The organism is Halorubrum sp. PV6 (assembly GCF_003990725.2).
In the GTDB taxonomy this organism is placed as follows: Archaea; Halobacteriota; Halobacteria; order Halobacteriales; family Haloferacaceae; genus Halorubrum.
The window spans coordinates 1,908,427-1,932,178 of sequence record NZ_CP030064.1; the positions used below are offsets into that span (position 1 = coordinate 1,908,427).

Annotated in this window: 27 protein-coding genes and 1 pseudogene; 16 read left to right on the top strand and 12 right to left on the bottom strand. The window is 69.5% G+C overall.

What is annotated here, in order from left to right:
* Positions 1–4: 4 nt before the first annotated feature.
* Complete coding sequence (locus DOS48_RS23435; RefSeq protein WP_127118024.1) at positions 5–613, bottom strand: GNAT family N-acetyltransferase; 609 nt, start codon at positions 611–613, stop codon at positions 5–7.
* An 83-nt stretch (positions 614–696) separates the two neighbouring features.
* Between DOS48_RS23435 and DOS48_RS23440 the strand changes: the two genes are divergently transcribed.
* Positions 697–1,272: a class I SAM-dependent methyltransferase gene (locus DOS48_RS23440; RefSeq protein WP_127118025.1), complete on the top strand. Its 576-nt coding sequence runs from the start codon at positions 697–699 to the stop codon at positions 1,270–1,272.
* A gap of 38 nt (positions 1,273–1,310) precedes the next feature.
* On the opposite strand, the gene DOS48_RS23445 is transcribed toward DOS48_RS23440, so the two are convergent.
* A complete protein-coding gene (locus DOS48_RS23445) occupies positions 1,311–2,717 on the bottom strand; it encodes an ATP-binding protein (protein ID WP_127118026.1) in 1,407 nt (468 codons plus the stop codon).
* 149 nt (positions 2,718–2,866) lie between these two features.
* On the opposite strand from DOS48_RS23445, the gene DOS48_RS23450 reads away from it, so the two are divergent.
* The 3 genes and pseudogenes from DOS48_RS23450 to DOS48_RS23460 all read left to right on the top strand — a co-directional run bounded on the left by DOS48_RS23450 (position 2,867) and on the right by DOS48_RS23460 (position 4,812).
* The gene (locus DOS48_RS23450) at positions 2,867–3,451 is read left to right on the top strand and encodes an NUDIX domain-containing protein (RefSeq protein WP_127118027.1); all 585 of its coding nucleotides are present in this window, start codon (positions 2,867–2,869) and stop codon (positions 3,449–3,451) included.
* A 72-nt stretch (positions 3,452–3,523) separates the two neighbouring features.
* A complete protein-coding gene (locus DOS48_RS23455; protein WP_127118028.1) occupies positions 3,524–4,279 on the top strand; it encodes a DUF2064 domain-containing protein in 756 nt (251 codons plus the stop codon).
* Positions 4,280–4,342: 63 nt separating this feature from the next.
* Positions 4,343–4,812, top strand: a pseudogene (locus DOS48_RS23460) (DUF5812 family protein).
* A gap of 41 nt (positions 4,813–4,853) precedes the next feature.
* On the opposite strand, the gene DOS48_RS23465 reads toward DOS48_RS23460, so the two are convergent.
* Positions 4,854–5,201 (bottom strand): hypothetical protein, encoded by a 348-nt coding sequence (locus tag DOS48_RS23465; protein ID WP_127118029.1) that lies wholly within the window; start codon positions 5,199–5,201, stop codon positions 4,854–4,856.
* 158 nt (positions 5,202–5,359) lie between these two features.
* Between DOS48_RS23465 and secF the strand changes: the two genes are divergently transcribed.
* The 3 genes from secF to DOS48_RS23480 all read left to right on the top strand — a co-directional run bounded on the left by secF (position 5,360) and on the right by DOS48_RS23480 (position 8,826).
* Positions 5,360–6,241 (top strand): protein translocase subunit SecF, encoded by an 882-nt coding sequence (secF, locus tag DOS48_RS23470; protein ID WP_127118030.1) that lies wholly within the window; start codon positions 5,360–5,362, stop codon positions 6,239–6,241.
* Entirely contained in the window at positions 6,241–7,830 is a 1,590-nt protein-coding gene (locus tag DOS48_RS23475; protein ID WP_127118031.1) for a preprotein translocase subunit SecD, read from the top strand. Before secF ends, DOS48_RS23475 begins: the two co-directional genes overlap by 1 nt.
* A gap of 261 nt (positions 7,831–8,091) precedes the next feature.
* Positions 8,092–8,826, top strand: a complete 735-nt coding sequence (locus tag DOS48_RS23480) for a TMEM165/GDT1 family protein (RefSeq protein ID WP_127118032.1) — start codon at positions 8,092–8,094, stop codon at positions 8,824–8,826.
* Positions 8,827–8,828: 2 nt separating this feature from the next.
* On the opposite strand, the gene rnhB is transcribed toward DOS48_RS23480, so the two are convergent.
* The 3 genes from rnhB to DOS48_RS23495 all read right to left on the bottom strand — a co-directional run bounded on the left by rnhB (position 8,829) and on the right by DOS48_RS23495 (position 11,740).
* On the bottom strand, positions 8,829–9,533 hold the full coding sequence (gene rnhB / locus DOS48_RS23485) for a ribonuclease HII (protein WP_127118033.1): 705 nt from the start codon (positions 9,531–9,533) through the stop codon (positions 8,829–8,831).
* 65 nt (positions 9,534–9,598) lie between these two features.
* Positions 9,599–9,970 carry a 30S ribosomal protein S8e gene (locus DOS48_RS23490; protein ID WP_127118034.1) on the bottom strand — a complete coding sequence of 124 codons (372 nt, stop codon included), beginning with the start codon at positions 9,968–9,970 and terminating at the stop codon, positions 9,599–9,601.
* Positions 9,971–10,105: 135 nt separating this feature from the next.
* On the bottom strand, positions 10,106–11,740 hold the full coding sequence (locus tag DOS48_RS23495; protein WP_127118035.1) for a TrkA family potassium uptake protein: 1,635 nt from the start codon (positions 11,738–11,740) through the stop codon (positions 10,106–10,108).
* 100 nt (positions 11,741–11,840) lie between these two features.
* Here DOS48_RS23495 and DOS48_RS23500 point away from each other — a divergent pair, with 100 nt between their 5' ends.
* The 4 genes from DOS48_RS23500 to DOS48_RS23515 all read left to right on the top strand — a co-directional run bounded on the left by DOS48_RS23500 (position 11,841) and on the right by DOS48_RS23515 (position 13,921).
* Entirely contained in the window at positions 11,841–12,224 is a 384-nt protein-coding gene (locus tag DOS48_RS23500) for a winged helix-turn-helix domain-containing protein (protein WP_127118036.1), read from the top strand.
* Complete coding sequence (locus DOS48_RS23505) at positions 12,221–12,499, top strand: hypothetical protein (RefSeq protein ID WP_127118037.1); 279 nt, start codon at positions 12,221–12,223, stop codon at positions 12,497–12,499. Before DOS48_RS23500 ends, DOS48_RS23505 begins: the two co-directional genes overlap by 4 nt.
* 95 nt (positions 12,500–12,594) lie before the next feature.
* Positions 12,595–13,296 carry a helix-turn-helix domain-containing protein gene (locus tag DOS48_RS23510; RefSeq protein WP_127118038.1) on the top strand — a complete coding sequence of 234 codons (702 nt, stop codon included), beginning with the start codon at positions 12,595–12,597 and terminating at the stop codon, positions 13,294–13,296.
* A gap of 79 nt (positions 13,297–13,375) precedes the next feature.
* Positions 13,376–13,921 carry a DUF1684 domain-containing protein gene (locus DOS48_RS23515; RefSeq protein ID WP_127118039.1) on the top strand — a complete coding sequence of 182 codons (546 nt, stop codon included), beginning with the start codon at positions 13,376–13,378 and terminating at the stop codon, positions 13,919–13,921.
* 27 nt (positions 13,922–13,948) lie between these two features.
* On the opposite strand, the gene DOS48_RS23520 is transcribed toward DOS48_RS23515, so the two are convergent.
* Positions 13,949–14,998, bottom strand: a complete 1,050-nt coding sequence (locus DOS48_RS23520; protein WP_127118040.1) for a succinylglutamate desuccinylase/aspartoacylase family protein — start codon at positions 14,996–14,998, stop codon at positions 13,949–13,951.
* A 145-nt stretch (positions 14,999–15,143) separates the two neighbouring features.
* On the opposite strand from DOS48_RS23520, the gene DOS48_RS23525 reads away from it, so the two are divergent.
* Positions 15,144–16,496, top strand: coding sequence for a RimK/LysX family protein (locus DOS48_RS23525; protein ID WP_127118041.1), 1,353 nt, complete (start codon positions 15,144–15,146; stop codon positions 16,494–16,496).
* 6 nt (positions 16,497–16,502) lie between these two features.
* Here the strand turns inward: DOS48_RS23525 and DOS48_RS23530 are convergent, their stop codons facing one another.
* Positions 16,503–17,111, bottom strand: a complete 609-nt coding sequence (locus DOS48_RS23530) for a hypothetical protein (protein ID WP_127118042.1) — start codon at positions 17,109–17,111, stop codon at positions 16,503–16,505.
* 120 nt (positions 17,112–17,231) lie between these two features.
* Between DOS48_RS23530 and DOS48_RS23535 the strand changes: the two genes are divergently transcribed.
* Complete coding sequence (locus DOS48_RS23535; RefSeq protein WP_127118043.1) at positions 17,232–17,438, top strand: hypothetical protein; 207 nt, start codon at positions 17,232–17,234, stop codon at positions 17,436–17,438.
* Positions 17,439–17,498: 60 nt separating this feature from the next.
* Here DOS48_RS23535 and DOS48_RS23540 read toward each other — a convergent pair whose 3' ends face one another.
* Complete coding sequence (locus DOS48_RS23540) at positions 17,499–17,834, bottom strand: hypothetical protein (RefSeq protein ID WP_127118044.1); 336 nt, start codon at positions 17,832–17,834, stop codon at positions 17,499–17,501.
* A gap of 102 nt (positions 17,835–17,936) precedes the next feature.
* Between DOS48_RS23540 and DOS48_RS23545 the strand changes: the two genes are divergently transcribed.
* Both DOS48_RS23545 and DOS48_RS23550 read left to right on the top strand, forming a co-directional pair.
* Positions 17,937–19,874 carry an ATP-binding protein gene (locus DOS48_RS23545; RefSeq protein ID WP_127118045.1) on the top strand — a complete coding sequence of 646 codons (1,938 nt, stop codon included), beginning with the start codon at positions 17,937–17,939 and terminating at the stop codon, positions 19,872–19,874.
* Between the two features lie 137 nt (positions 19,875–20,011).
* A complete protein-coding gene (locus tag DOS48_RS23550; RefSeq protein ID WP_127118046.1) occupies positions 20,012–20,464 on the top strand; it encodes a universal stress protein in 453 nt (150 codons plus the stop codon).
* Between the two features lie 58 nt (positions 20,465–20,522).
* Here the strand turns inward: DOS48_RS23550 and DOS48_RS23555 are convergent, their stop codons facing one another.
* Positions 20,523–20,810, bottom strand: a complete 288-nt coding sequence (locus DOS48_RS23555) for a transcriptional regulator (RefSeq protein WP_127118047.1) — start codon at positions 20,808–20,810, stop codon at positions 20,523–20,525.
* Between the two features lie 109 nt (positions 20,811–20,919).
* Between DOS48_RS23555 and DOS48_RS23560 the strand changes: the two genes are divergently transcribed.
* Positions 20,920–21,642, top strand: coding sequence for a DUF4013 domain-containing protein (locus DOS48_RS23560; RefSeq protein ID WP_127118048.1), 723 nt, complete (start codon positions 20,920–20,922; stop codon positions 21,640–21,642).
* A gap of 40 nt (positions 21,643–21,682) precedes the next feature.
* Here the strand turns inward: DOS48_RS23560 and DOS48_RS23565 are convergent, their stop codons facing one another.
* On the bottom strand, positions 21,683–22,159 hold the full coding sequence (locus tag DOS48_RS23565) for a 50S ribosomal protein L11 (protein ID WP_127118049.1): 477 nt from the start codon (positions 22,157–22,159) through the stop codon (positions 21,683–21,685).
* Between the two features lie 234 nt (positions 22,160–22,393).
* Positions 22,394–23,743, bottom strand: coding sequence for an MFS transporter (locus DOS48_RS23570; protein ID WP_127118050.1), 1,350 nt, complete (start codon positions 23,741–23,743; stop codon positions 22,394–22,396).
* Positions 23,744–23,752: the final 9 nt, after the last annotated feature.

Sequence of the window (23,752 nt, forward strand, 5' to 3'; positions counted from 1 at the left end):
CGGCCTACTCCCCGTCCGCTTCGAGCCGCGACGCGACGAACGCCCGTTCCACGGCGTCGAGGTCGCGGTCGCCGTCGCGGAACGCGCGCAGTCCCGCTCGGTACCGCTCTCCGCCCCGCTCGCCCTCCGAGGCCGGCTCGGCGGCCGGGCGCTCCAACACGAACTCCGCGATGCCGGTCTGCTTGCCCGTGTACGCGAACCCCGATTTATGAAGCGCCGCGTAGGCGAACGGGTTGTTGACCGCAATCCGAACCCGCTCGTACCCGTCGGCCGCGAGCCGCGAGACCGTCCGATCGATCAACCGCGGGCCGAGCCCCTCGCCGCGGCGCGCGACGTGGACGGTGACGTACCGGAGCCGACAGCAGTCGGAGTCGGTCCGGTCGGGCGAAAACGAGACGGCGGCGATCACGTCGTCGTCGAACGCGCTCGCGTCGACGGTCGGCGGCAGCGGCTCGTCCGGCTCCCACGACGGGACCGCCGGCGACCCGTCCGCGGTCCGCAACGCGGCCTTCCCCGGCGCGCCGACGACGAACTTCCCGGCGTAGGCGAACGCCCGGTAGTCGAGCCGCAGCGTCGCTCCCGACCCCGGCTCGCCGAGGAACGCGTACTCCATGCGAGTCGCTACGGCGCGGCGGGATAAATGACCGCGGGCTCCGGGCGAGCGCTTTTTAAGTGGCTCCGCGGCCGACGACCGGTATGCACGGCCTCGGCGACGTCGGCTTCTTCGATCGGATCGCCCCGCTGTACGACCGCGCCATGCCGCCCGCGGACGGCGACGCGCTGGCCGCGGGGCTGCGACACGCGACGCGGCCGATCGATCGGCTCCTCGACATCGGGGGCGGCACCGGGCGCGCGGCGGCCGCGCTCGCCGGCCCTGAGATAACCGTCGTCGACGCCTCGCTCGGGATGGCGTCGCGCGCACGGACCCATCGACGGCAGGAGGCGGTCGCCGGAGACGCCGGCCGGCTCCCCGTCCGGGACGGCTCGGTCGACGCCGCGGTGATCGTCGACGCGTTTCACCACCTGCCCGATCAGGCGGCCGCACTCGACGAAGCCGCGCGCGTCATCGCGCCCGGCGGCGCGCTCGTGATCCGGGAGTTCGACCCCACACACCCGCTCGGGCGCGCGCTCGTCGCGGCGGAACACGCCATCGGGATGGGGTCGCGCTTTCGGTCGCCCGCGGACTTGGCCGCGGCGCTCGCCGACTGCGGGTTCGACCCGCGGATCGTCGACCGCGGCTTCGGCTACACGGTCGTCGGCGTGCGGGAGTGAGGAACGAGGGCTCTAGTTAAAAAGGTCGACCGCGGCGCTCAGTCGTGTGAGTGGCTGTGCGCGCCGTGGTCGTGGGCGGCCTCGTCTTCCGACTCCTCGTGCGTGTGGTCTTGCCCGTCGGGGTCGGTCTCGCCGAGCACCTCCGCGCCCTCGCCGTCGATCATGTCCATGTTCTTGAGGTTGTCTCGCTCCTCGAAGTCCTCGACGGCCTCCATCACGTCCGCCTGCGTGATCGTCATCCGGTCTTCCGTGAGCGCGCCGAGGACCGCCTCCCGGAGGACCATCCGGAGGTCCGACCCTGTGAGGCCAGTCGTCCGGTCGGCGACCTCCTCGGGGTCGAAGTCGGCGATCTGCATCTCGCGGGTGACGACCCGGAGGATGTCGGCGCGCATGTCGCGGTCCGGCTTGGGGAAGTTGACGATCTCGTCGAACCGGCGCCACGCGGCCGCGTCGAGCTGGTCCGGGTGGTTCGTCGCGCCGATGAGGAGGACCTCGTCGCGCACGAGCGACACCTCGTCGATGGACTTGAGTAAGGTGTTGACCGCGCGCTTCAGGGCGGCGTGCTCGTCGGACCGCCGGGTCTTCGCCACCGAGTCGAACTCGTCGATGAAGAGGATACACGGGGAGAGCCGCTTTGCGACCTCGAACGTCTTCTCGACGTTCTTTGCGGTCTCACCCAGGTACTGGCTCGTGATCATCGAGAGTTTCACTTCGACGAACGGGAGCCCGAGCTCGTGGGCGAGCCCGCGCGAGATGGTCGTCTTCCCGGTCCCCGGCGGGCCGACGAAGAGGAGCTTCCCGATCTCGCGGAGCCCGATCTCCGCGAGGTACTCGCGGTGTTCGATCGCTTTGACGATCTTCTGTATCTCCCCCTCCTGGTCGCCGGTGAGCACGAGGTCCGCGAGCGTCGTCTCGATCTCTTCGGGCGCGCGGACGTTGACCAGATCGAGCATCTCCGCGTCCTCGTCCTCGTCGAAGTACTCCTCTAACAGGGCGTCTATCCAGACTCGGTCCGCCTGAATCGGGCGGACGCTGTCGCGCGCCTCGTCGACGGTGACGGGCGCTTCGAGGTCGTCCGCCTCGGCCAGCGCGGCGACGATGGTGGGGTTGGCGGCGATCCGCTCGTCGTCGGCGTGGTCGCGGTACCACTCCAAGGCCATCGCCGGCTGCGTCAGCGAAATCTCGCCGGAGAACTCCGTCCGTTGGGTAAAGAGGAGGTCGGAGACGGCGTCCCACGGGTGTTCGACGCCCGTCGCGGTCCGGGCGGTCTCGCTGGTCGGCTTGAGCGGCCGCTCGACGCCCACCGGGGCATCGTCGGCGGCGTCGTGCGACCAGAACACCTGCCTGAAGCGCGGCGGCAGGTCGTTCTCGTCGAGGTCGCGGTTCTCGGTGTAGAGGTGCGTCGTCAACACGAACTCGACGACGTCGAGCGCCGGGTCACTCATCCGCGCGACGTAGCCGCGGGAGGCGGTTAAGCGCGTCGAACCGCGCGCGAGACGAGGGGGATCCGCCGGGCGTCCGAGCCGTTTGCGTCCGCGGCGTCCGCGGGCGGCGTATCGAACGCTTATTAGCCCTGGTGAGAGACCTATCTCGCATGAGTTCCGAGGACGCGGCCGCGCCCGGTGAGGCTGCCACTGACACGGACCACGAGAACGCGCTTCAGGACGTAATCGCCGTCGACCCCGACGACGTCGAAGAGGGGCTGGTGAACCGGCTCGACGCCCACACCGGCGACGGGATCCGCCACCGGGCGTTCACCTGCCTAGTGTACGACACCGAGGGACGAATCCTGCTGGGCCAGCGCGCGCCGACGAAGCGGCTCTGGGACGGCCACTGGGACGGGACGGTCGCCTCCCACCCGGTCGAGGGGCAGACCCAAGAGGACGCGACCGAGCAGCGCCTCGAAGAGGAGCTCGGTATCACCCCCGATCAGTACGACGACCTCCGCGTGACGGATAAGTTCGAGTACAAGCGCTACTACCCCAACGAGGGCGTCGAATGGGAGGTCTGCTCGGTGCTGAAAGTGACGCTCGACGACACCTCGCTCGACCCCGACGACGACGAGATCGGCGGCATCCTCTGGGCCGACTACGAACACCTCCACGAAAACCCGTCGCTGTACCGGCAGCTCCGCCTCTGTCCGTGGTTCGAGATCGCGATGCGCCGCGACTTCGCCTGATCGGGCGGCGAGCCCATCCACAGTCGCGACCCGAAGCGGCGAGTTGAAGGCGCGCGGGCGACACCCTCCGATATGACCGTCGTCGCCGTGCTTGCGAACCCGCCCCGCGAGGGGCTCGTCGCGACCGGACTCGCGGAATCGACGCCGCTGTCGACCGCCGAAGCCGCCGACCTGTACGAGGCGCTGTTCCGCGACGCCGTCCTCGCGGTCCACCGCTCCGGCGGCGAACTGCTCGTCAACTACCCGGTCGACGACGACCTCCCCGCCGAACACCGCACCGACACCGCCCCCGAGGCCGAACTGCGGACGCTCGTCGCCGACACCCTCGGCGGCACCGAAGACGCCCGCTTCGAGCGACAGGTCGGCTCCTCGTTCGGCGCGCGCGCCGGCAACACCGTCACCCACCTGCTCCGCGAGGAGAACGCCGACTCGGTCGCGGTCGTCACCCCCCAAGCGCCCATGCTCTCGCGGACCGTGATCGACTCCGCCGCGATGAAGCTCCGGACGAACGAGGTCGTGTTGGGCCCCTCCACCCGCGGGCGCACCTACTACGCCGGCTTCACCGCGCCGATCGACTTCGACGGCGCCTTCGAGGACCCGAGCCTCCCGACGCTCGCGGCGCGCGGTGCCGACGCCGACCTCGACGTGGAGTTCCTCGCGTCCTCGCCCTCGATGGTCGACGGCGACGACTTACTCGACGCGGTCCCCCTGCTCCGCGCTCGGTTCGCCGCCGAGCGGGTCGTGCCCGACTACACCGCGGCGTTCGTCCACGAACACGGGCTCGACGTCGTCGTCGAGGACGGGAGCCCGCGGCTCGTGCGCGACTGACGCCGCGATCCGCGGCGAACGCGGCTCGAAACCTGAAAAAGGCCTGACCGCCTACAGCCACCAATGACCGACGAAAAGGAGAGCACGTTCCTCGTCACGCACGTCGAGAGCGACTCGGCGGTGCTGAAAGACGTTCACGACGGACAGGTACACACTCTGAGTTCCAACCCCGGCCTGGACGTCGACGACGCCGTCTCGGCGACCGTCGCCCCCGACCCGCCGATGGAGGTCACGTATCAGGTGATCGAGGTCGGCGAGCGCCGGTCGCTCTCTATCGCGGAGAGCGACGAGCCCCGACGGTCCACGAGCGCGAGCTGGCGGCCGAGACCGACACCGGCGAACTCGCGCGCGAGGAGCGCGCGGGCACCGGCGAGGTCCACGTGTTGACGCCGCCGGAAGACGACACCGCGGACGCGGTCGCGGACGTGCTCGACGACCGGGAGGCGACGCTCTCGCGGGCGGCGCGGCTCGGCGTGAACCGCGTCGAGATCCGGTCCGAGCCGGGCGTCGTCAGCGTGCGCTACATGCCGTGAGGCGTCGTTTATAAGGGTCGGAGCCGCTCGAAGCGCGGACCTTACTCGGGGTTGACCGTCGCACACGTCTCCCCGGCCGCGCTCTGGACCTTCCAGCCGCCGTCGACGTCGCCGGCGCGCGTCTCGTACTCGACCGCCGTCGCGTCGGTGACGGTCGCCGCGTCGACCGACTCGCCGCCGACGTCGACCCGCTCGACGCGGAACGGGATGTCGAGGCTATCGCCGCAACAGCCGACGTCGACGAAATCCTCCCGCGTCTCGCCGACGGCGACGTCCCCGAGGACGCGCCTGAAGTACCCGCGGTACCGGTCCGTCTCGACCTGGTCGCGACCCCAGTCGCTGAGCCCCTCGGGGTACGAGAGGACGACGCGAGTTGCATTGTGCGACATGCACTATACTACGTCGTTCAGCGGTTAATGTGTTGTGGGCGCTGAGTTTGGCCTCCGGACCGGGCACGTCCTGGGAGGTGGCGGGCGACGACCGCCTGCGGACGGGCGAGACGGCCGAGTGGGAAGGCTTATTCGCGCCCGCACGGGAACCGCTATTTATGGTAGCGATCGATGTACCGGAGGTCAACTACACCGAGTACTCGAACCGGCAACTCGTGGCCGTCCCGCTCGCGGTGTTGGTCCTCGCGCTCGCGATCATCGGCGGATGGTATCTCGTCACGGGTGCGCCGGCGAACCTCGGGTTGGAGTTCACGGGCGGCGTCGAACTCCGGGTCGCCGACGACAGCGGCAACGTAGAACAGCAGATCGAGACCGCGTTCGATAGACAGCCAGACTCCGTCCGGGCGATCCCCGCGGACGACGTGTACGTGGTGACGTTCCGGGCGGCCGACGAGGACCCCGGCAACCTCGCCGAGGACCTGTCGACGCAGGCGGACGAGGCGGGGCTGTCCACGACCGCGATCGACCAAGTGTCCCCCAGCTTCGCGTCTGACACGGCCCAGACCGCGATATTCGGCGTCGGACTCGCCTTCCTCGGGATGAGCGTCCTCGTGTTCGCGCTGTTCCGGACGTTCGTCCCGTCGCTCGCGGTCGTCGCGTCGGCGTTCTCCGATCTGGTCATCCCCATCGCGGTGATGAACCTCCTCGGAATCCAGATGACGCTCGGCACCATCGCGGCCCTCCTGATGATCATCGGATACAGCGTCGACTCCGACATCCTGTTGAACAACTCCGTGCTGCGGCGGACCGGCGAGTTCTACGAGTCGGTGAGCCGCGCGATGCGCACCGGGGTGACGATGACGCTCACGTCGATGGCGGCGATGATCGTGATGGCTATCGTCGCCTCGCTCTTCGGCATCGATCTCCTGCGGAACATCGGTATCATCCTCTCGGTAGGGCTCTGTGCCGACCTGATGAACACGTACCTGCTGAACGTCTCGCTGCTTCGCTGGTATAAGTTCGAGGGGGTGAAACGCTAATGTTGGAACCGATCAAGAACAACTGGCGGATCCTGCTTCTCGTCGTCGTCGTCCTCGGCGCGACGGTGGCGCTTTTCGCCCCGCAGTTCGGTCCACAGACCGCGCCCGGTGAGGACGTGTCCGAGGCCCAACAGGGGGTGACGAACCTCCAGTACGGGCTCGACCTCGCCGGCGGGACGCGAGTCCGCGCCCCGCTGGTCGGCTACACGGCGATGGAGGTCGACTTCGGGGGTGACCAGCCGGACGAGGTCGCGCGCACGATAGCGGCCGAACTCGAGAACGCCTCGGCGGCCGACATCACGGCGGTCCCGAGCGAGCGCGCGGTCGACGTGACGGCGACCGAGGTCACCGAGGCGCAGTTCCGAGCGGCGATGGACGCCTCGGGCTACGCCTACGAGGACATCCGGTCCGGCGTGACACAGGAGACGCGCGACGTCGCACAGCAGGTCATCAAAGACAAGATCGACGAGACGGGGCTCTCCGGCGGCACGGTTCAGCAGGTCCAGTCGCTCACCGGCGAGTACTTCATGCTCGTCGAGGTGCCCGGTGAGAACCGGAGCAGCGTCACGAGCCTCCTCGAAGAGCGCGGGACCGTCCAGATCGACATCGCGTACCCGACGGCGAACGGGACCGGCATCCAGGAAGGCGTGCTGCGAGGCGAGGACTTCCAGGAGCTCGGCTCCGCCTCCCAGCGGGAGCGCGTCCAGGGCGCGTACGTCCCGGTGACGGTCCGGAACACCGCGCCGGAGGGCCAGCAGTCGCCGGCCCACGAGTTCCAGCAGGCCGTCGCGGACCGCGGGTTCGCCCAGGCGTACAACAGCCAACGTGACCAGTGCGACTACCGGGAGAACCCGGACGACGTGAGCAACCCGTGCCTCCTGCTCACCGTCGACGGCGAGGTCGTCAACTCCTTCGGGATGGACCCGGACCTCGCGGACAGCATGGCGAGCGGCTCGTGGGCCACCGACGGCGGATTCCGGCTCACGACCACCGAGTTCGCCGAGGCGGAGCGGATCGCGATCAACCTCCGCGCCGGCGCGCTGCCGGCCGACCTCGACATCAGCGGACAGGGGACCTCGCGGTCCATCTCGGCCTCGCAGGGAGCGAACTACAAGACCTACTCGCTGGTGACCGGGATCCTCGCCGTGTTCGCGGTCGCCGGCATGGTGTTCCTGCGGTACCGCGAGCCCGCGGTCGCGCTCCCGATGATCGTCACGGCGATAGCCGAGGTGTACGCGCTGCTCGGCTTCGCCGCGCTGCTGAGTTACCCGGTCGAACTGGCCGTCATCGCCGGGTTCATCGCGGTGGTCGGGACGGGGGTCGACGACCTCGTAATCATCGCCGACGAGGTGATGAGCGAGGGCGAGGTGAACTCTCGGACGGTGTTCAACTCCCGGTTCCGCCGGGCCTTCTGGGTCATCGGCGCGGCCGCGGCGACCACGATCATCGCGATGTCGCCGCTGATGGTGTTGTCGCTCGGCGACCTGTCCGGCTTCGCGATATTCACCGTCCTCGGCGTCCTGATCGGCGTGCTGGTCACGCGCCCCGCGTACGGCGACATCCTGCGTCGCCTGCTGACGATCCGGTAACGCCCTCTCCTATCGGTAGCCGGGCGCCGGCGGCGCGTTTTGCCGCGTGAATCTGCTCGGTCGACAGCGACACGCTATTACTTTGCTGTCGAGTAGTCCGGCTATGAGAACCGACGACCGCCCCGCTTCGGACCGGCGATCCGAGCCGGCCGTCGCCGGGCAGACGAGCGCGGGCCGGCGGTTGATGCCGACGGGTAACTCGCGTCGAGCGATGTGCGACTCGCGTCGGGCGATGCGCGGCTCGCGTCGAGCGGGGCGCGTATGACCGCGTACGCCGAGATTCTGATCGTCGCGTTCGTCGCGCAGCTGGCCGTCCTCCCCGGCGAGAAGGTGCAGTTTATGATCGCCGCGCTCGCGACGCGATACGACCCGAGGGTCGTCGTCGCCGCGGCGGGGTCGGCGTTCGCCGGGTGGACCGCGGTCGAGATCGCGTTCGGCCGGGCGTTGCAGTCGGCCCTCCCCGGCGTCGTTCTCGACGGCGTGACCGCGACGCTGTTCTTCCTCTTCGCGTACCTGCTGTATCGGTCGATGCCGGAGCGACCGTCGGAGCGAGACGGCGACGGCGAGGGAGCCGTGGGAGACGCCGACCCGGAGGCCAACGACGCGGTGTTCGGCGCGCTGGAGTCGGTGCGGCTCCCCGGCCCGCTCGAACGCTACGCCGGGTCGTTCGGCGGGTTCATCCCGATATTCATCCTCACCGCCACGGGCGAGTTCGGCGATAAGACGCAGCTGGTGACGATCGGCCTGGCGGTCCAGTACGGCGCGACCTCCGCCATCTGGCTCGGCGAGATGCTGGCCATCATCCCGATCAGCCTCGCGAACGCGTACGTGTTCCACACGTTCGCCCACCGCTTCAACATGCGTCGGGCGCACTTCGCCTCCGCGGTGTTGTTCGCCTTCTTCGGGGCCGACACGCTGCTCGCCATCCTCACCGGGTTCTCCGTCTGGGAGACGTTCATCGGGGCCGTGAGCGCGGCGGCCGCCGGAGTGGTGTAGACCTAAAACTCGTCTAAGCCCGACTGCTCTGCGGCCGCCAGCACGTCGCCGCAGGTCGCCCACGACCGCCGCGCACAGTCCGGGACGGCCCCGTGGTCCGCGACGTACGCGCGGAGGAACGACCGGGTCGCGGGGTCGCTCGGGTAGCCGCTGCCGAGCCCGTCGTAGGCGGGGTAGTCGTCGTCTATCGACGCCATCCGGGCGTCTCGGGCCACCTTCGCGACGACGCTCGCGGCACCGACCACCGGGTCCGCCTCGTCCGCGCCGTGAGACGCCGACACGTCGACGGCGGGGAGGTCGGTGTCGACGGTCCCGTCTCCGGACTCTCGGACGAACTCGCTCAGGCGGCGCGCGAACCGGGGCTCGCTGGTGTCGCCGGCGTCGGCCACGACGCGGATCGGCTCGTCGAGTTCGGCGGCGAGGTCCGTTGCGAGCGCGTTCCGAATCGCTCGGGCCTGCCCGCGGACCGTGAGGGTGTTCATGTCCGTGTCCGGGCGATCGATCTCGGCGGGCTCGACGAACGCGACGCCGACGGCGACGCGGGCCGCGTCGCGGAGCGTCGCGTCGATGGCTTCGCGGCGCGCGGGCGCGAGCCGCTTCGAGTCGTCGATGTCCGGCGGCAGCGCTGCGGGGGCAGCGAGGACCGCCGCGGCGACCATCGGTCCGAGTACGGGGCCTTTGCCGGCCTCGTCGACGCCGAGGTACACGCGTCGCTGGTCGGTTGCGACGGATAAATAGGTTCAGAAAGTCGGCGGCGAACCAGAGCGCGCGCTCAGTCGAGGAGAACCGCGTTCACCTGCCCGGTCTGGCCGGGACGGGAGGTGACGCGGGCGCGGCCCGCGGACGTCTCGATGATGGCGCCCTTGGTGACGATGTTCCGGCGGGCGTAGTTGACGTTCGAGGGGTTGTCGACGACGTTCTCGATGTCGGCCTCGCTGACCTCGCCGTCGGTCGCGACCTGCGCGACGTTCGTCGAGAGCGCACGGACCTTCCGCTCCGTGCCGCGCGAGTCGATGTACTGGACTCGCGTCTCGCCGACGGTGGTCTCGGCCGGCTCGCGGCCGAGCTGGTGGCGCTTCTTGTTCGAGGCGTGCTTGAGTCGACCGCCCGTCCGCTTGCGCGTGGAGCGTCCCTGGTCTTTCATACAGACACGAACAGCCAGCGAATACTTGAAGCGTTCGACTCGTGCCGGCGTCGACGCGCTCGAGAGCGCCCGAGGAGACGGACGGTCGCTCGCACGACCGGGATTCGAACGCCGCAGTCGGCCGCACGCGGTCGATCAGGTGAACCGGGCTTCGAACGCCCGGATCCCCTCGTCGGTGCCGACGACGACGAGTTCGTCGCCGGACTGGATCCGGGTGTCGGGGCCGATTTCCGTCACCGTCTCGTCGCCGCGGTCGACGGCGATGACGGTGCAGCCGGTCTGTTCGCGGATGTCCGCGTCGGCTATCGCTCGACCGGCGAGCCGGGCCGCGGTGGTCCTGACGACTTCGATCTGCTGGGTGAGCGAGATCACGTCGCGGCCCTCGATGACCGTCGAGGCGGAGAGCCGCCCGGTGACGGTCGCGAGCGACAGCACGTAGTCGGCGCCGGCCCGGTGGACCTTCGGGACGCTCTCGGCCTCCTCGACGCGGGCGAGTACCTGGGTGTTCGGCGCTAGGTCGCGAACGACGAGCATCGTGAACTCCGTGGTGGTGTCGTCCGGGAGCGCGAGGACGACCGTCTGTGCCGACTCGACGTCGGCCTCCCGCAGCGTCTCCGGCTCGGTCGCGTCGCCGACCACGTCGACGCCCGGAAGGTCCTCGCGGTCGACGACCGTCACCGGGAGGTCGGCCGCGCCGAGCTGGTCGGCGACCGTCTCGCCGACCTGTCCGTACCCGACGATGACCGTCTCGCCGGCGCCGAACCGCCGGCTTGCGGAGTTCGTCAGGTCGACGAGCGCCTCCAGCTGGTCGGGGCGCCCGGAGACGAGCAGGACCGTGCCCGCGGACAGCGTGGCGTCCGGCGGGGGCGCCGCGTCGAAGTCGCCGTTGAACCACGCGCCGATCACGTTGACGCCGGCCTGTTCGCGGATGTTGCTCTCGGAGAGCGTGGACCCGGCGAGCGAGCTCCCGTGCGGGACCGTCACCTCCGCGAGTTGGATCGAGTCGCCGATGGCGACCGTCTCGGCCAAGTCGGACTGGAGCGCGGTCGTCACCTTCGCAGCGAGGCTCTCGCCGACGAGCGTGCGGGGGGACAACACGTCGTCCGCGCCGGCCAACCGGTGGTACCGCTCGCGTTTCGGGTCCTCGACGATGCTGATGACGCGCACGTCGGGAGACAGCTCCTTGGCGGCGAGGACGATACTCGCGTCGACCTGGTCGGAGACGTCGGTCACCAGCGCCCGCGCGTCGGCGAGGTTCGCGCGAGCCAGCCCGTCGGTCGACTCCGGGTTCGCGCGGACCACGCGTCTGCCGGCCTCGTGGAGCCGCATCGCCCTGTCGTCGTCGGCCTCGACGACCACGTAGGGGATGTCGTGGCTGTCGAACTCCTCGATGAGCGCCGGCGACCGCGAGGTGTCCGAACAGACGACGACGTGGTCGGCTAGGTCCTCGTCCAGCGACGTCGGGACGGTCGCCGAGAACGCCTCCTCCAGGAGCGGCGTCACCACGACCGGCAGGGCGCCGATCAGGAGCACCATGCCGACGAGGTCCATCACGGCGATGAAGGCGTTCAGCTCCTGGCTTTCCCACGGCGCGTCGCCGCCGAACCCGGTCGTGGTGAACATCTCGATAGAGAAGCGCAGCGCCTCGATCATCGTGCGGGGGTCGCCCTCGTACACCCGCATCCCGTACCGATAGGCCACCGCGGTGAAGATCAGCACGAAGAGGACGAACGCCGAGTACCCCCCGACTCGCCGCTTCCAGGAGTTCATGTCGGTCGCCTACGACACCCCCACACAAAAACGGGCCGCGTTCTGAGACCCGCCGGGCCGAAGCTCGGTTGTTTAAGTCTCGGCGGTCGAACCAACACGCATGGTGCGGGACCCGTCGCGCGAGCCCGATCCGCCGTCAGTCGACGACGTGTTGGACGCGCTGGCAGACGACGACGCACGGCGGATCGTGTCGGCGCTCTCCGAGCCGAAGACGGCGAGTGAGCTCTCGGAGGAGTGCGATATTCCGCTGTCGACGACCTACCGGAAACTGGAGCGGCTCACCGACGCCTCCTTGCTGTCGGAGTCGACCGACATTCGCCGCGACGGACAGCACACGACCCGCTACGCCGTCTCGTTCGAGACCGTGACCGTCTCCGTCGAAGAGGCGGACGACCGCGAGTTCGACATCGAATTCACGCGCCCGGAGCGCAGCCGGGACGAACGACTGGCCGACCTGTGGTCGGAGCTTCGCGAGGAAACATGACTACGCATATCGACCTACTCATCATCGTCGCAAAGACCGCCATCCTCGTCCTCGGTGGCAGCATCACCTACTACGCCATGCGGGCGTACGGGCGGACCGGCGACCCGTCGCTGCGCGCGCTCGGCATCGGCTTCGGCGTCGTCACCGTCGGGGCCCTGATCGGCGGGGTCTCACACCAGGTCATCGGGTCGGAGCTGGCCGTCGGCATCGCTATCAACAGCCTGCTCACGGCGGTCGGGTTCGGCGTCATCGTCTACTCGCTGACGGTCGAGTGAGGGGGCCGAGCGAACCCCCGCGTCACGCAGTTATCGACGTTCGACGATCCGCGGTTTCGGTAGCCTTTTGCGGCGCTCCGTCGTCGGATCGACGTATGAGCGACGCACGCGAAGAGCTCTCCCGCCGGATCGCCGGCGAAATAACGCTCAGCGACGACCCCGGAGCGACGCTCCGGAAGTGGCGGACCGACTTCGACGTGTCCCAGACCGAACTGGCGGACCAGTTAGACGTCTCCTCGTCGGTCGTCTCGGACTACGAGAGCGGGCGCCGCGAGAGTCCGGGCATCGGCGTCGTCCGGCGGACCGTCGAGGGACTCCTGGACATCGACGAGCGCCGCGGCGGGGGGCGGCTCCGGCAGTACGCGCGGGTGCTCTCGGCCGGCTTCGAGAGCGACATCGTCCACGACCTCCGAGAGTACTCGACCGCGGTCCCGCTCGAAACGTTCTACGAGGCGATGGGGGCGACGGAAATCGTCCGCGGCGAGCAGGACCACGTCAACGGCCACACCGTCATCAACTCCATCGAGGCGATCACCCGCCTGTCCAGCGAGGAGTTCTACCGCCTGTACGGTCAGTCGACGAACCGCGCGCTCGTGTTCACCCGCGTCACGCGCGGCGAGTCGCCGCTGGTCGCGCTGCGGGTCGTGAGCCCGACGCCGAACGCGGTCGTCCTCCACGGCATCGAAGATGGGGATCTGTGGGACCACGCTGCGGACTTGGCCCGCGTCGACGGCTTCTCACTCGCGGTGTCGAACCGCGACCTCGACGACTGCCTGAGCGACCTTCAGGCGCTGTGAGCGGGCAGTGCGGCCGACCGGCCTCCGCCGGCGGCTCCGGACCGCGACCCTGAAACCTCCGGCGACGCTCTGTGGAGCCATGACCGACGACTACGCCGAGCGCCTCCGCGCGAACCGCCGCGAGAAGGACGAGTTCTTCGCCGAACACCCGCAGTCCCCGATCCCGCCGGAACGCCGCGACGGCTTCGAGGGGCTCGACTACTTCGAGCCGGACCCCGACTACCGCGTCGAGGCGACCGTGACCGTCCACGACGACCCGGAGCCGGTCGAGATGGAGACCACGGCGAGCAACCCGGTTCGATACCTCCGAATCGTCACCTTCGCGTTCGAGGTCGACGGCGAGGAGCACGCGCTCGCGGGCTACCGACAGGCGGGCGAGGAGGGCGCCATCTTCGTCCCCTTCCGAGACAAGACGACCGGTCAACAGACGTACCACAACGGGCGGTACATGGAACTCGAACCCGACGAGGCGGTGGCCGACGGCGACGCGGTGACGGTCGATTTCAACCTCGCGTACAACCCCTTCTGTGCGTACAGCGAGACGTTCTCCTGTCCGCTGCCGCCGGAGGAGAACTGGCTTGAAATAGTCGTCCCTGCCGGTGAGATGGCGCCGGACATCGAGTAGTCGGGTCGCTGCGCGCGACCGGCCCCGCTATCGAAGGGAGCTCTCCATCGGCTCGGGCTGTCCCACCGGCTCCGGCGCGTCGCCGGCTTCGATGGCCCGGCGGGTCGACTCGTCGATTTCGACGAGGTGACAGAGCGGGTTCCCCGGATACACGACCGGGTTCTCGAGGAGGCCGATGAGCAGCCCGGTGAAGGGGGCTTCGACCCCCACCGCATCCTCTTTAAACGGGTTGGTGATCGTCGCGATCCGCTCGCCCTCGCGAACGAGCGATCCGCTCCCGAAGTGGGTGTCGACGATGCCGCCCGAGTCCGCGCGAAGCCACGTCTTCTCGCCGGCCCCGGCGACGATGGTCCGCCAGCCGGGCCAGCGCACCGTGTCGGTGTCGAGCAGTTCGTACTCGGCGAAGACGGAGCGAACGCCGGCGAGCGCGTCGTCGATGAGCGGGCGCTGGAACCGGTGGGCCTCGCCCATCTCGATGGTTATCGTCGGGATTCCGTTCGCGGTCGCCTCGCCCCGGAGGGTTCCGCTGGGGCCCTCGCTGTCGATTATCACCTTCGAACCGAACGCCATCGAAAGCCGGTGGACCCCGTCGACGGTCATGTCGCCGCGGACGTGGAGCATGTTCGTCCGGCCGCGGGTTGAGGTGTGGAAGTCGAGCCCGAAGTCGCAGGGCTTGATGAAATTCGAGTAGATCTGATCGGCCATCCGCTTCGAACTCGTCGAGCCGGGCTCGCCGGGGAACGACCGGTTGAGGTCGCGGTCGTACACCGGGAGATACCGCTGTTGGGCGATGAAGCCGGGAACGTTGAGGACGGGCAGGCAGACGAGCGTGCCCGCGAGTTCCGAGAGATCCCACTCGTGGGCGACCTCGCGGACGACTTCGATCCCGTTGAGTTCGTCGCCGTGGGCGGCCGCCGTGAGGAACGCGGTGGGACCGTCGCGCTCGCCGTTGACGATCGTCACCGGGATCCGAACCGGGTCGCCGAGATACGTCTCGCTGATACCGTAGCGGATGTTCTGCGTCTCGCCCGGCGGCACCGAGCCGCCGTTGTACGTGAACATCCGGTCGTCGCTCATGCTACGACGGACCGTCGCGGGGGTATATATATGACGACCCGACTATCACGCTGCGAAACGGGTCGGCGAGGGAGGGCGCCGGGGTCCGTGCAGCCATCGGTCACGAACCGGGCGAACTTTTACCGACGCTCCCGCAGGTGTGGGTATGAGTTCGGATCCGGTACGAGTGGGAGTACTTTCGTTACACAACAGCAAGGAGACGAAGGCGATCTGCAACGCCGTCGAAGGTCTCGGTCACGAGCCGGTGTGGCTGCGCGAGGAGAACGCCGCGATAAGCGTCGACGACGGCGACGTGTCCGTCGAACCCCAGGTCGACGTGATCGCGAACCGGCTCCTGGTCTCGAACACCGACCAGCCCGCGGAGCTGCTCGGGCTGGCGAAGACGTTCGAGCGCATCCGCCCGATGCTGAACGACCCCGACTCGGTGCTGGCGTCGATCCACAAGTTCGCCACGGCGGCGACGCTCGCCGACTGGAACATCCGCGTGCCGGACGCGCTGCTCGCGCTGTCGAACGACCGGCTCAACGAGGGGCGCGAGCGCTTCGGCGAGGTCGGCGTTTATAAGACGGCCATCGGCACCCACGGCGGCGGGACGTGGAAGGTCGACCTCACGGAGCGGGTGAACCCGAAGGTCGGCAACCGGCAGGCGTTCCTCCAGAAGCTCATCGACCGCGACGACGAGAAACACCGGGACCTGCGGGTGTACATCGTCGGCGACGAGATCGTCGGATCGATGTACCGCTACGCGCCCGAGGGTGACTGGCGGACCAACGTCGCGCTCGGCGGCGCGGTCGAGGACGCGACCGACGACATGCCCGACGAGGCCGCCGAGACCGCGCTGTACGCGGCCGACGTGATGGACCTCGATTACGCCGGCGTCGACCTCGTCGAGGGGTACGACGGCTGGTACGTCCTGGAGGTGAACCCGACGGCCGGGTTTAAAGGACTCCACGAGGCGACGGGGACGAGCCCCGCCCCGTACATCGCGAAACTCGCGATCGAGACGGTCGGCGGCGAGGTCGACGACGAGGCGGTCGAACGCATCTCCGCGACGCTCGACGACTCGCGACCCTCCTGTGCCCCGATCCCGAAGCCCACGCCGAGCGAACAGCCCGTCATCGGCTACATCGAGGAGGTCGTCGTCACCGGGACCTCGGGCTCCACGCAGGCGCTCGCGAAGTCCGACACGGGCGCGACCCGGACCAGCATCGACACCCAGCTCGCCGCCGAGATCGGGGCCGGCCCGATAAAGAGCATGACGCGCGTGAAGTCCGGGAGCGTGAAGGGCGGGAAGGCCCGACCGGTCGTCGACCTGGTCATCGGGATCGGCGGCAACCAACACACCGTCACGGCCAGCGTCGAGGACCGAGGCCACATGGACTACCCGCTCCTGCTCGGCCGCGACATCCTCACCGACTACCGGGTCGACGTTCGGAAGCGCGCCGACAGCGACGAGGCCGAGCGGCGCGACAAAGGCGAGATACTCGAAGAGGAGTGAGGCCGGCTACGCGTACAGCAGAATGATCACCGCCACGAACAGCAGTTCGCCGCCGACGAAGAGCGCGGCGAACAGCCAGTAGCGGTACGTCCAGAGCCACGTCTTCGAGCGCGCCCAGACCGACCGCTCGGTGGCGTCGGGCGCCTCGCCGCGGTCGCTTCTCTCGGCGGCGTCCGGCAGGTACGAGTCGGCGAGTCGCCACGCCCCGTCCTCGTACGTGGCGGGGACGCGCGCGCCGACGAGGTCGTCGAGTTCGAGCGGCGACACCCCGGCGGTATTTAAAAACGACATGAACGACGCCGACTCCGTGAGCGAGCCGTGTCGCGGGGCGGGGAACCGCTCGGTGTGGGTGGTGTCGCCGTGCGGGGTCCGAAACGTCACGACGACCGCCTCGTCTCCCGACCGCACCCCGGTGACGATGAGTTCGCGCTCGGCGTCGTTGAGGTACGCCGCTCGAAGCCGACGCTGTATCTCGTCGTCGATCTCCGGGGGCGGGTCGGCGTCGGGGAGGCGGGAGTCGGCGTCCGAGGGGCGCGAGTCGGCGTCGACGGTCGCCTCGACCGAATCGCTCGCCGACCCCGCGCCCCGGTCGCCGTCGGCGGGGCGGTCAGACATCCGCGAGGACGTACGTGACCGGGGAGGATAAACGCGCCGTCGAAAGCGGGCTGTCGCCGGTCTCCCCGGCAGTGTCTGCGCCGAACAATACTTTTGTACCTCCGGGGCGGACCGGCGCGTATGAGCGACCGGACGGTGTCGGTACCCGACGAGCAGTACGAGCGACTCGCCGCGCTCGCGGCCGCCCGCGGCGCGACCCCCGAGGCGCAGCTGTCCCGGCTGATCGACGACGCCTACGAGGGGCTCGACGCCGACGTCGCCCGCGCGGAGAGCCTCCCGCTCGGGGTGTGCGACGCCGAGGGCGACGAGGCCGGCGAAGACGAGTAGCCGCGCTCGGCGAGACGGCCGGTAGCGACTGCAAAGCCCTGTTCTGTGAGAGCGACGCGCTCAGGCCGGGTCCTCCTTCGTCACCTCGATGCCGACCGCGTCGGGGTCGACACCGATCCTGGCGAACTGCGTCCGGACGTGCTCTTTCGCGGCGTCGACGGCCTGCTCGCGGGTGTCGAACCCGCGGGGCATCGGCTCCTCGAAGGCGACGCGGATCTCCTCGCCGTCGACGAGGAGCGCCGACCCGCCGCTTTCCACCTCGTAGAAGGAGTCACAGACCCAGACGTACGGGGCGTCCTCGTCCGGCGCGCCCTTATAAGCGGGCGGCTCCTCGCCCCGCTCGAACACCGTTCCGGTGAGATTCGTTCCGCCGCCGCTGCCGCGCACGAGTATCATGGCGACGGTACGGTCCCGAGACGCAAAAAGGGGTCCGTGGCGCCGGCTTCGAACCGAACGCCGAGGGGAAACGCTTTCGGCGCGGGCGGCGATGGATTGGCCATGACGTTGGAGGACTTCACCGAGTTCGGCGAGGAGGAGGGCGACGGCGACGCCGGAGACGCTGACGCCGCGAGCGCCGAACGCGGGGAAGCGGCCGCCGCAGACGCCAAAGAGGGTCCCGGAACCGGTGGCGGCGACGCCCGTGACGACGACGCTGGCGACGCCCGCGGCGCGCCCGACGAGGAGGCCGGCGACGCGACGGACACGGGGTCGGCGCCGAGCGACGCCGACGCGGAGTTCGCCCCGTACGACGTGACGCCGGCCGGGACCGACGCCGGCCTCGGCGTCGTCTCCGTTTCACAGGGGCTCCGCGTGGCGGAGGAGGCCGAAGAGACGACGCTGCGGGCGTTCGTCACGACCGGCAACCGCGAGTCGGTCCGGCTCGGGAAGTACCTCCTCGTCCCGTATCCGGACGGCGAGCGACTGTTCTGTCGGATCACCGGGTTAGAGTACGCACAGGAGTTCCGGTCGGACGACGCTACCGAGATCCACGCCCGGCGGCAGATGCGCCGGGAGGAGTTCGCCGAGCGCGACTACAAGTTCATGGCCGAGCTGGAGCCGATGTCGGTCGTGTACGGCGACGGCGACGACATGAAACGCCGGATGACCGACCGGGTCCCCAAACCCGGCGCGGTCGTCGAGGAGGCCTCCGACGACGCCGAGATCAAGACCGGGCTGAAGATCCCCGAGGACGGCGTCTTCCTCGGCCACCTCTCCGTCGGCGGCGAGAAGGTGCGGACGGCGGCGACGCCCCCGACGGTCGACTACCGAGTGAAGGACGACTACGCCGACGGCGACCCGCTCGCGTTCCGGCACACCCTCGTCGCCGGCGGCACCGGGTCCGGGAAGACCCACGCCTCGAAGAACGTCCTGCGGCAGTACCTCGATGCGGACCGCACCTACCCCACCGGCGACGGCCGCGAGTCGCGGCTGGCGGTCGTCCAGTTCGACCCCCAAGACGAGTACGCGCAGATGCACGACGACAACCCGGACCTGGGCGCCGACTTCGCGCGCCGGCTCGACCGGGAGGGGATCGCCCACGGCGGCCACGACAACACCGTCGCGCTGGTGCCCCGCGTCGCGAACGCGACGTACCCCGGCGAGGGACACCGCGCGGAGCGCGTGGAGTTCACCATCCCCTTCTCGCTGGCTCGGGACATGCCGTGGCTCGTCGCCGGCTCCGGGCTCAACGAGAACCAGTACCCCGCGCTGTTGACGCTGATAAACCGCTTCTTCCGCGATTACGGCGACTCGGGGACGTACAGCCAGTTCCTCTCGTACCTCGACGACCCGGCGCTCAAAGAGGAGCTCGACGAGAGCGGCCGCGTTCACGAGGCGACGTTCGACGCCGTCAAGCGTCGCGTCCGGGCGGTTCCGGGCGGCGTCTTCGACCAGGACGCGAAGCCGATCACCGAGTTGGACCACACCCTCGTGCGGCCGGGCGGCCTCTCCGTCGTGCCCACCTACCACCTGCCGACCTCCAGACAGAAGGAGATCGTCGTCCTGGCGGTGTCGAGACTGCTCGTCGACGACAAACTCTCCAACGACCCGAAGAGCGACCGAATCGAGGAGACGCCCCTCCTCATCGGGATGGACGAGGCGCACAACTTCCTCGCCGACGCCGACACCGTGCAGGCCCAGAAGGTCGTCCAGAAGTTCACCGAGGCGGCGAAACAGGGCCGCAAAGAGCGGCTCGGGCTCTTCTTGATCACGCAGGACCCGCAGGACGTGGCCGAGTCCGTCTTCAAACAGGTGAACACCAAGATCGTCTTGAATCTCGGCGACGAGGACGCCATCTCCAGCGTGAACATCCCCGCGAACCTCGCCGGGAAGGTTCCCTACATGGAGAAGGGACAGATGGTGGTCTACTCGCCGGACAACTCCGAGCCGGTGGAGCTGATCGGGCTCTCGAAGTGCGTGACGCGGCACGGCGCCTGAACGACCGGACCGGACCGAAGAGGGCGGTTCGGCCGTCCGAGCGACACAGACCGACTCCGCGAGCGCGATCGCACCCGCCTCGTCACGGCGTTGGAGCCGTCGCCGCCCTTTTTAAATCGAGCCGGCCTAGCGCCGCCATGGCGAAACGCATCCTCGTTGCGGTCGACGGGTCGGCGGAGGCGGCGGAGGCGCTGCAGTTCGCGGCCGACGAGTGGCCCGACGCCGACCTGACGGCGCTCCACGTGATCAACCCGGCCGACTCGGCGACGGGCGCGGAAGGCGGGTTCCCCGGCGCCGCAGACCAGTGGTACAGAAGCGCCGAACAGCGCGGCGAGCGGATCCTGAGCGAAGCCGCCGACGCGGTGGATCGGCGGGTCGAGACCCGGCTGGAAGTCGGGCGACCGACGCCGACGATCCTCGGGGTCGCGGGCGGAGAGCAGCCGGCCGGCGACGGCGACGAGCCGGGCGAGCCGTTCGACCACGTCGTGTTGGCGAGTCAGGGCCGGACCGGGCTCTCTCGGGTCCTCCTCGGGAGCGTCGCGGAGGCCGTGGTCCGTCGCGCCGAGATGCCGGTGACGGTGGTGCGGTAGCGAGGCGGCGCGCACCCGATTCGGGAGGGCAGACGGGCAGCGGCCTCGCGCGCCGCCGTCACTCCTCGGCGCGCTCCGCTTCGACGATCTCGCCGACGACGGTCCAGCCCGCGTCCGACGGCCCCGAGCGCCCCAGAAGCACCGACTCGTGGTCTTCCGACGTGATCAGGCGGAACTCGGCGTCGGCGTCGGCGTCGGTGCGGACGCCCTCGCCGCGGAACTCTCGCTGGAAGAACTCGGTCGAGGAGAACTCGTAGACCCCGGTCTCGCCGTCGTCGAGCGTGAGCCGGACGGGTCGCGGCTGGACGTTGTGAATTCGCTTCGCGATCGGGTGGAGATCGGGCATACTCGCGAGTCGTCGCACTCGCGAATAAAACCGCGGTCTGCGGCCGAGACCGCTCGAAACCACAGTGTGTAGTTAATACGTCTCGGCGCCAACCGAACTGTGATTATTTATAATAACAAAATCACTCGAGTACCTGCGCGACAGCGACGACATCGCGGTGACCGTCCTGATTGGCGGGCTGCTGCTGCTCACGAGCCCGCTCATCGTCCCGTCGATTCTGGTGCTCGGCTACGTTTCACAGGTCCTGCGACGGACTGCGGACGGCGACGACACGCCACCCGCGTTCGAGGCATGGTCGGACCTCCTCGTCGAGGGGGTGAAGGGGTTCGTCGTCACGCTGGTGTACTCGCTCGTCCCGCTCGTCGTGTTGGTGGTCGCCGCGTTCCTCGGGGTAGGCGCGGCGATCCTCGGGTCCGGCGGCAGCACGGGCGGCGTCCTCGGCGGCGTTATCGGCGGGACGCTGGCGTTGGTGCTCGCGCTCGCCGCGTTCGTCGTCTCGCTGGTCGGCCTCTACGTGACGCCGGCGGCGCTGGCCGCCGTCGCGTCCTCCGGCCGCCTCGGTGACGGCTTCGCGTTCGGAGCGCTCTGGACCGTGGTGTCGAAGCGGGCGTACGCGACCGGGTGGCTCACCGCCGCGGTGGTCGTGCTCGGCGGCGCGCTGGTCGTCGGCGTGCTCTCCGTCGTCCCGATTCTCGGGACGATAGCGGGGCTGTTCGTGCAGTTCTACGCGCTCGTCGCGGCGGCCGCGATCATCGGCTGGACGTGGACCGACGTGCGGCCGGTGACGAGCGACACGGCCGAGCCCGACCCCGCGGAACGGCCCGCCGTCTAAGCGGTCGCGAAGAACCGAACGGAAAACAGCGGTGGCCGCGTTACTCGTCGAGGACGTCGTCGTAGTCGCCGGCGTCGACGCGGTCGTCGAACGTCCGGGCGTCCTCGCCTTCGATGGTGACACCGAGGGAGGCGCAGGTGCCGCCGACTTCCTTGGCGGCGTTTTTCACGTCGTACGCGAGGAGGTCGCTCGACTTCTGCTCGGCGACCTTCTTCACCTGTTCGATCGACATGTCGGCGACGAAGTCCTTCTGGGGCTCGCCGGAGCCGGTCTCGAAGCCGGCCTCGTCTTTGATGAGTTCGGCCGTCGGGGGGACGCCGACTTCGATCGTGAAGGAGCCGTCGTCGTCGTACTCGACGGTGACGGGCACTTCCATGCCGTCGAACGCAGCGGTCTCGTCGTTGATCTGTGACACGACGTTCTGAACGTCCACCGGGGTCGGTCCGAGCTCGGGACCGAGCGGCGGGCCTGGAGTGGCCTGCCCGCCGGGGACGAGCGCTTCGATAGTTCCAGCCATATCCGTACGAACCCGGCGGCGACTTTTAACGGTTGTTTTTTCGAGCAGGGGGAGCCAGCCGTTCGCACACCCCGGATATCGGCCGCGGCGCGGCGGTTCGCCCGCCCGAAGGACGCGTCCGGCTCGACGCGTGTTTATAAGTGGCCGGCGAGGGCGGACCGGTCCGCGGCGACGTGGCGACGGGACGACCGACCCGTTTCGGCTCGCAGTCGTCGAGGCGGCGCGTCGACGCCGTCAGTGACTCGTCTCGGCGGCGGCGCGGCCCGGCAGGAACGTCCCCGTCTCGCGCCGGACCCCGACGAGCAACACGACGCCGGCGGCGAGCGGGAGGGCCGCGCAGGCGGCGTATATCGGGGCGAACCCGACGGCGTCGACGAGCGGGAGCGACACCAACGGGCCGAGGCCGCCGCCGACGTCGCCGAGGACGTTGTTCGTCCCCGACGCCCGGCCCATCCGCTCGTCCGGCGTCAGGTCCGCGAGCAGCGCCATCATCGGGCCGCTGGTGCCGCCCTGTCCGGCGCCGATACAGGCGCACGCGAGCGCCAGCGACCCCACCGATCCGGCGCGGGCGAGCAGGAGAAATCCCGCAGAGGAGACGACGAGGAAGGAGAGCAAGACGGGCGTCCGCGAGTTCCGCGTGTCCGACACCCGCCCCCCGACGAGCATGAAGCAGGCGGCCGAGAGGACCGTACCGGCCATGAACAGCCCCGACGTTCCCTGCGGCGCGAGCCCGAAGAGCGAGATGTCCTTCGCGTCGAGGAACAACACGAGCGTGGCGAACAGCGCGCCGATGTACGCGAACATCAGCCCGAAGTTGACCAATCCGACCGTCACGGCGGGGACCGTGGTGTCGACGTCCCACGGCTTGACCGCGTCCCCCGAGCGGTCGCCGGTCACGTGCGTCTCCGGCACGTAGCGGGCGGCGACGAGGCTGGCGGTCAGCGCGAACGCGGCGGCGACGACGAACGCGGCGACGTTGCCCGCGAGCGCGGAGACGACGCCGCCGATGACGAGCCCGACGGGGAACCCCATCGTGATCCCGCCGCGGACGACGCCCATGTTCGTCCCCCGCGACCCGCTGTCGGAGAGGTCCGCGGCGATGGTGTAGGCGGTCGCGAACACCGCCGCGGAGCCGATCCCCCAGAGGACCCGCGCGAGGAGGAACCACGTCTCGGGCGCGACGACGAGCGCGATGGGGGCGACCCACTGCTCGGGTCCGAGCGCGACCGGGCCGACCGACGCGCTCGGCAGCGACGCCGCCAGGGGGCGCAGCGACGCCGCGGACGGCAACGCCAGCGCGACGACGTAGCCGAGGGTGGCGATCCCCTCCACGAGGAGGCCCGCGACGAAGGGGGTCCGGGTCCCGTACCGGTCCACCAGCGCGCCGGCGGGCGCGTTCGCGACGAGTCGCACCCACCGGTTCGCCGAGAGGATCACGCCCACCATGAACGCCGAGATACCGAGGACCGACCCGAGGTTCGGGAGGATGGGGAAGACGACGCCGCCGCCGAACCCGACGAAGAAGGTGCTGGCTATCACCGCGAGCAACACGGTCGGGGGGCGCTCGACGCCGAGGCCCCGCATCTCAGCCGC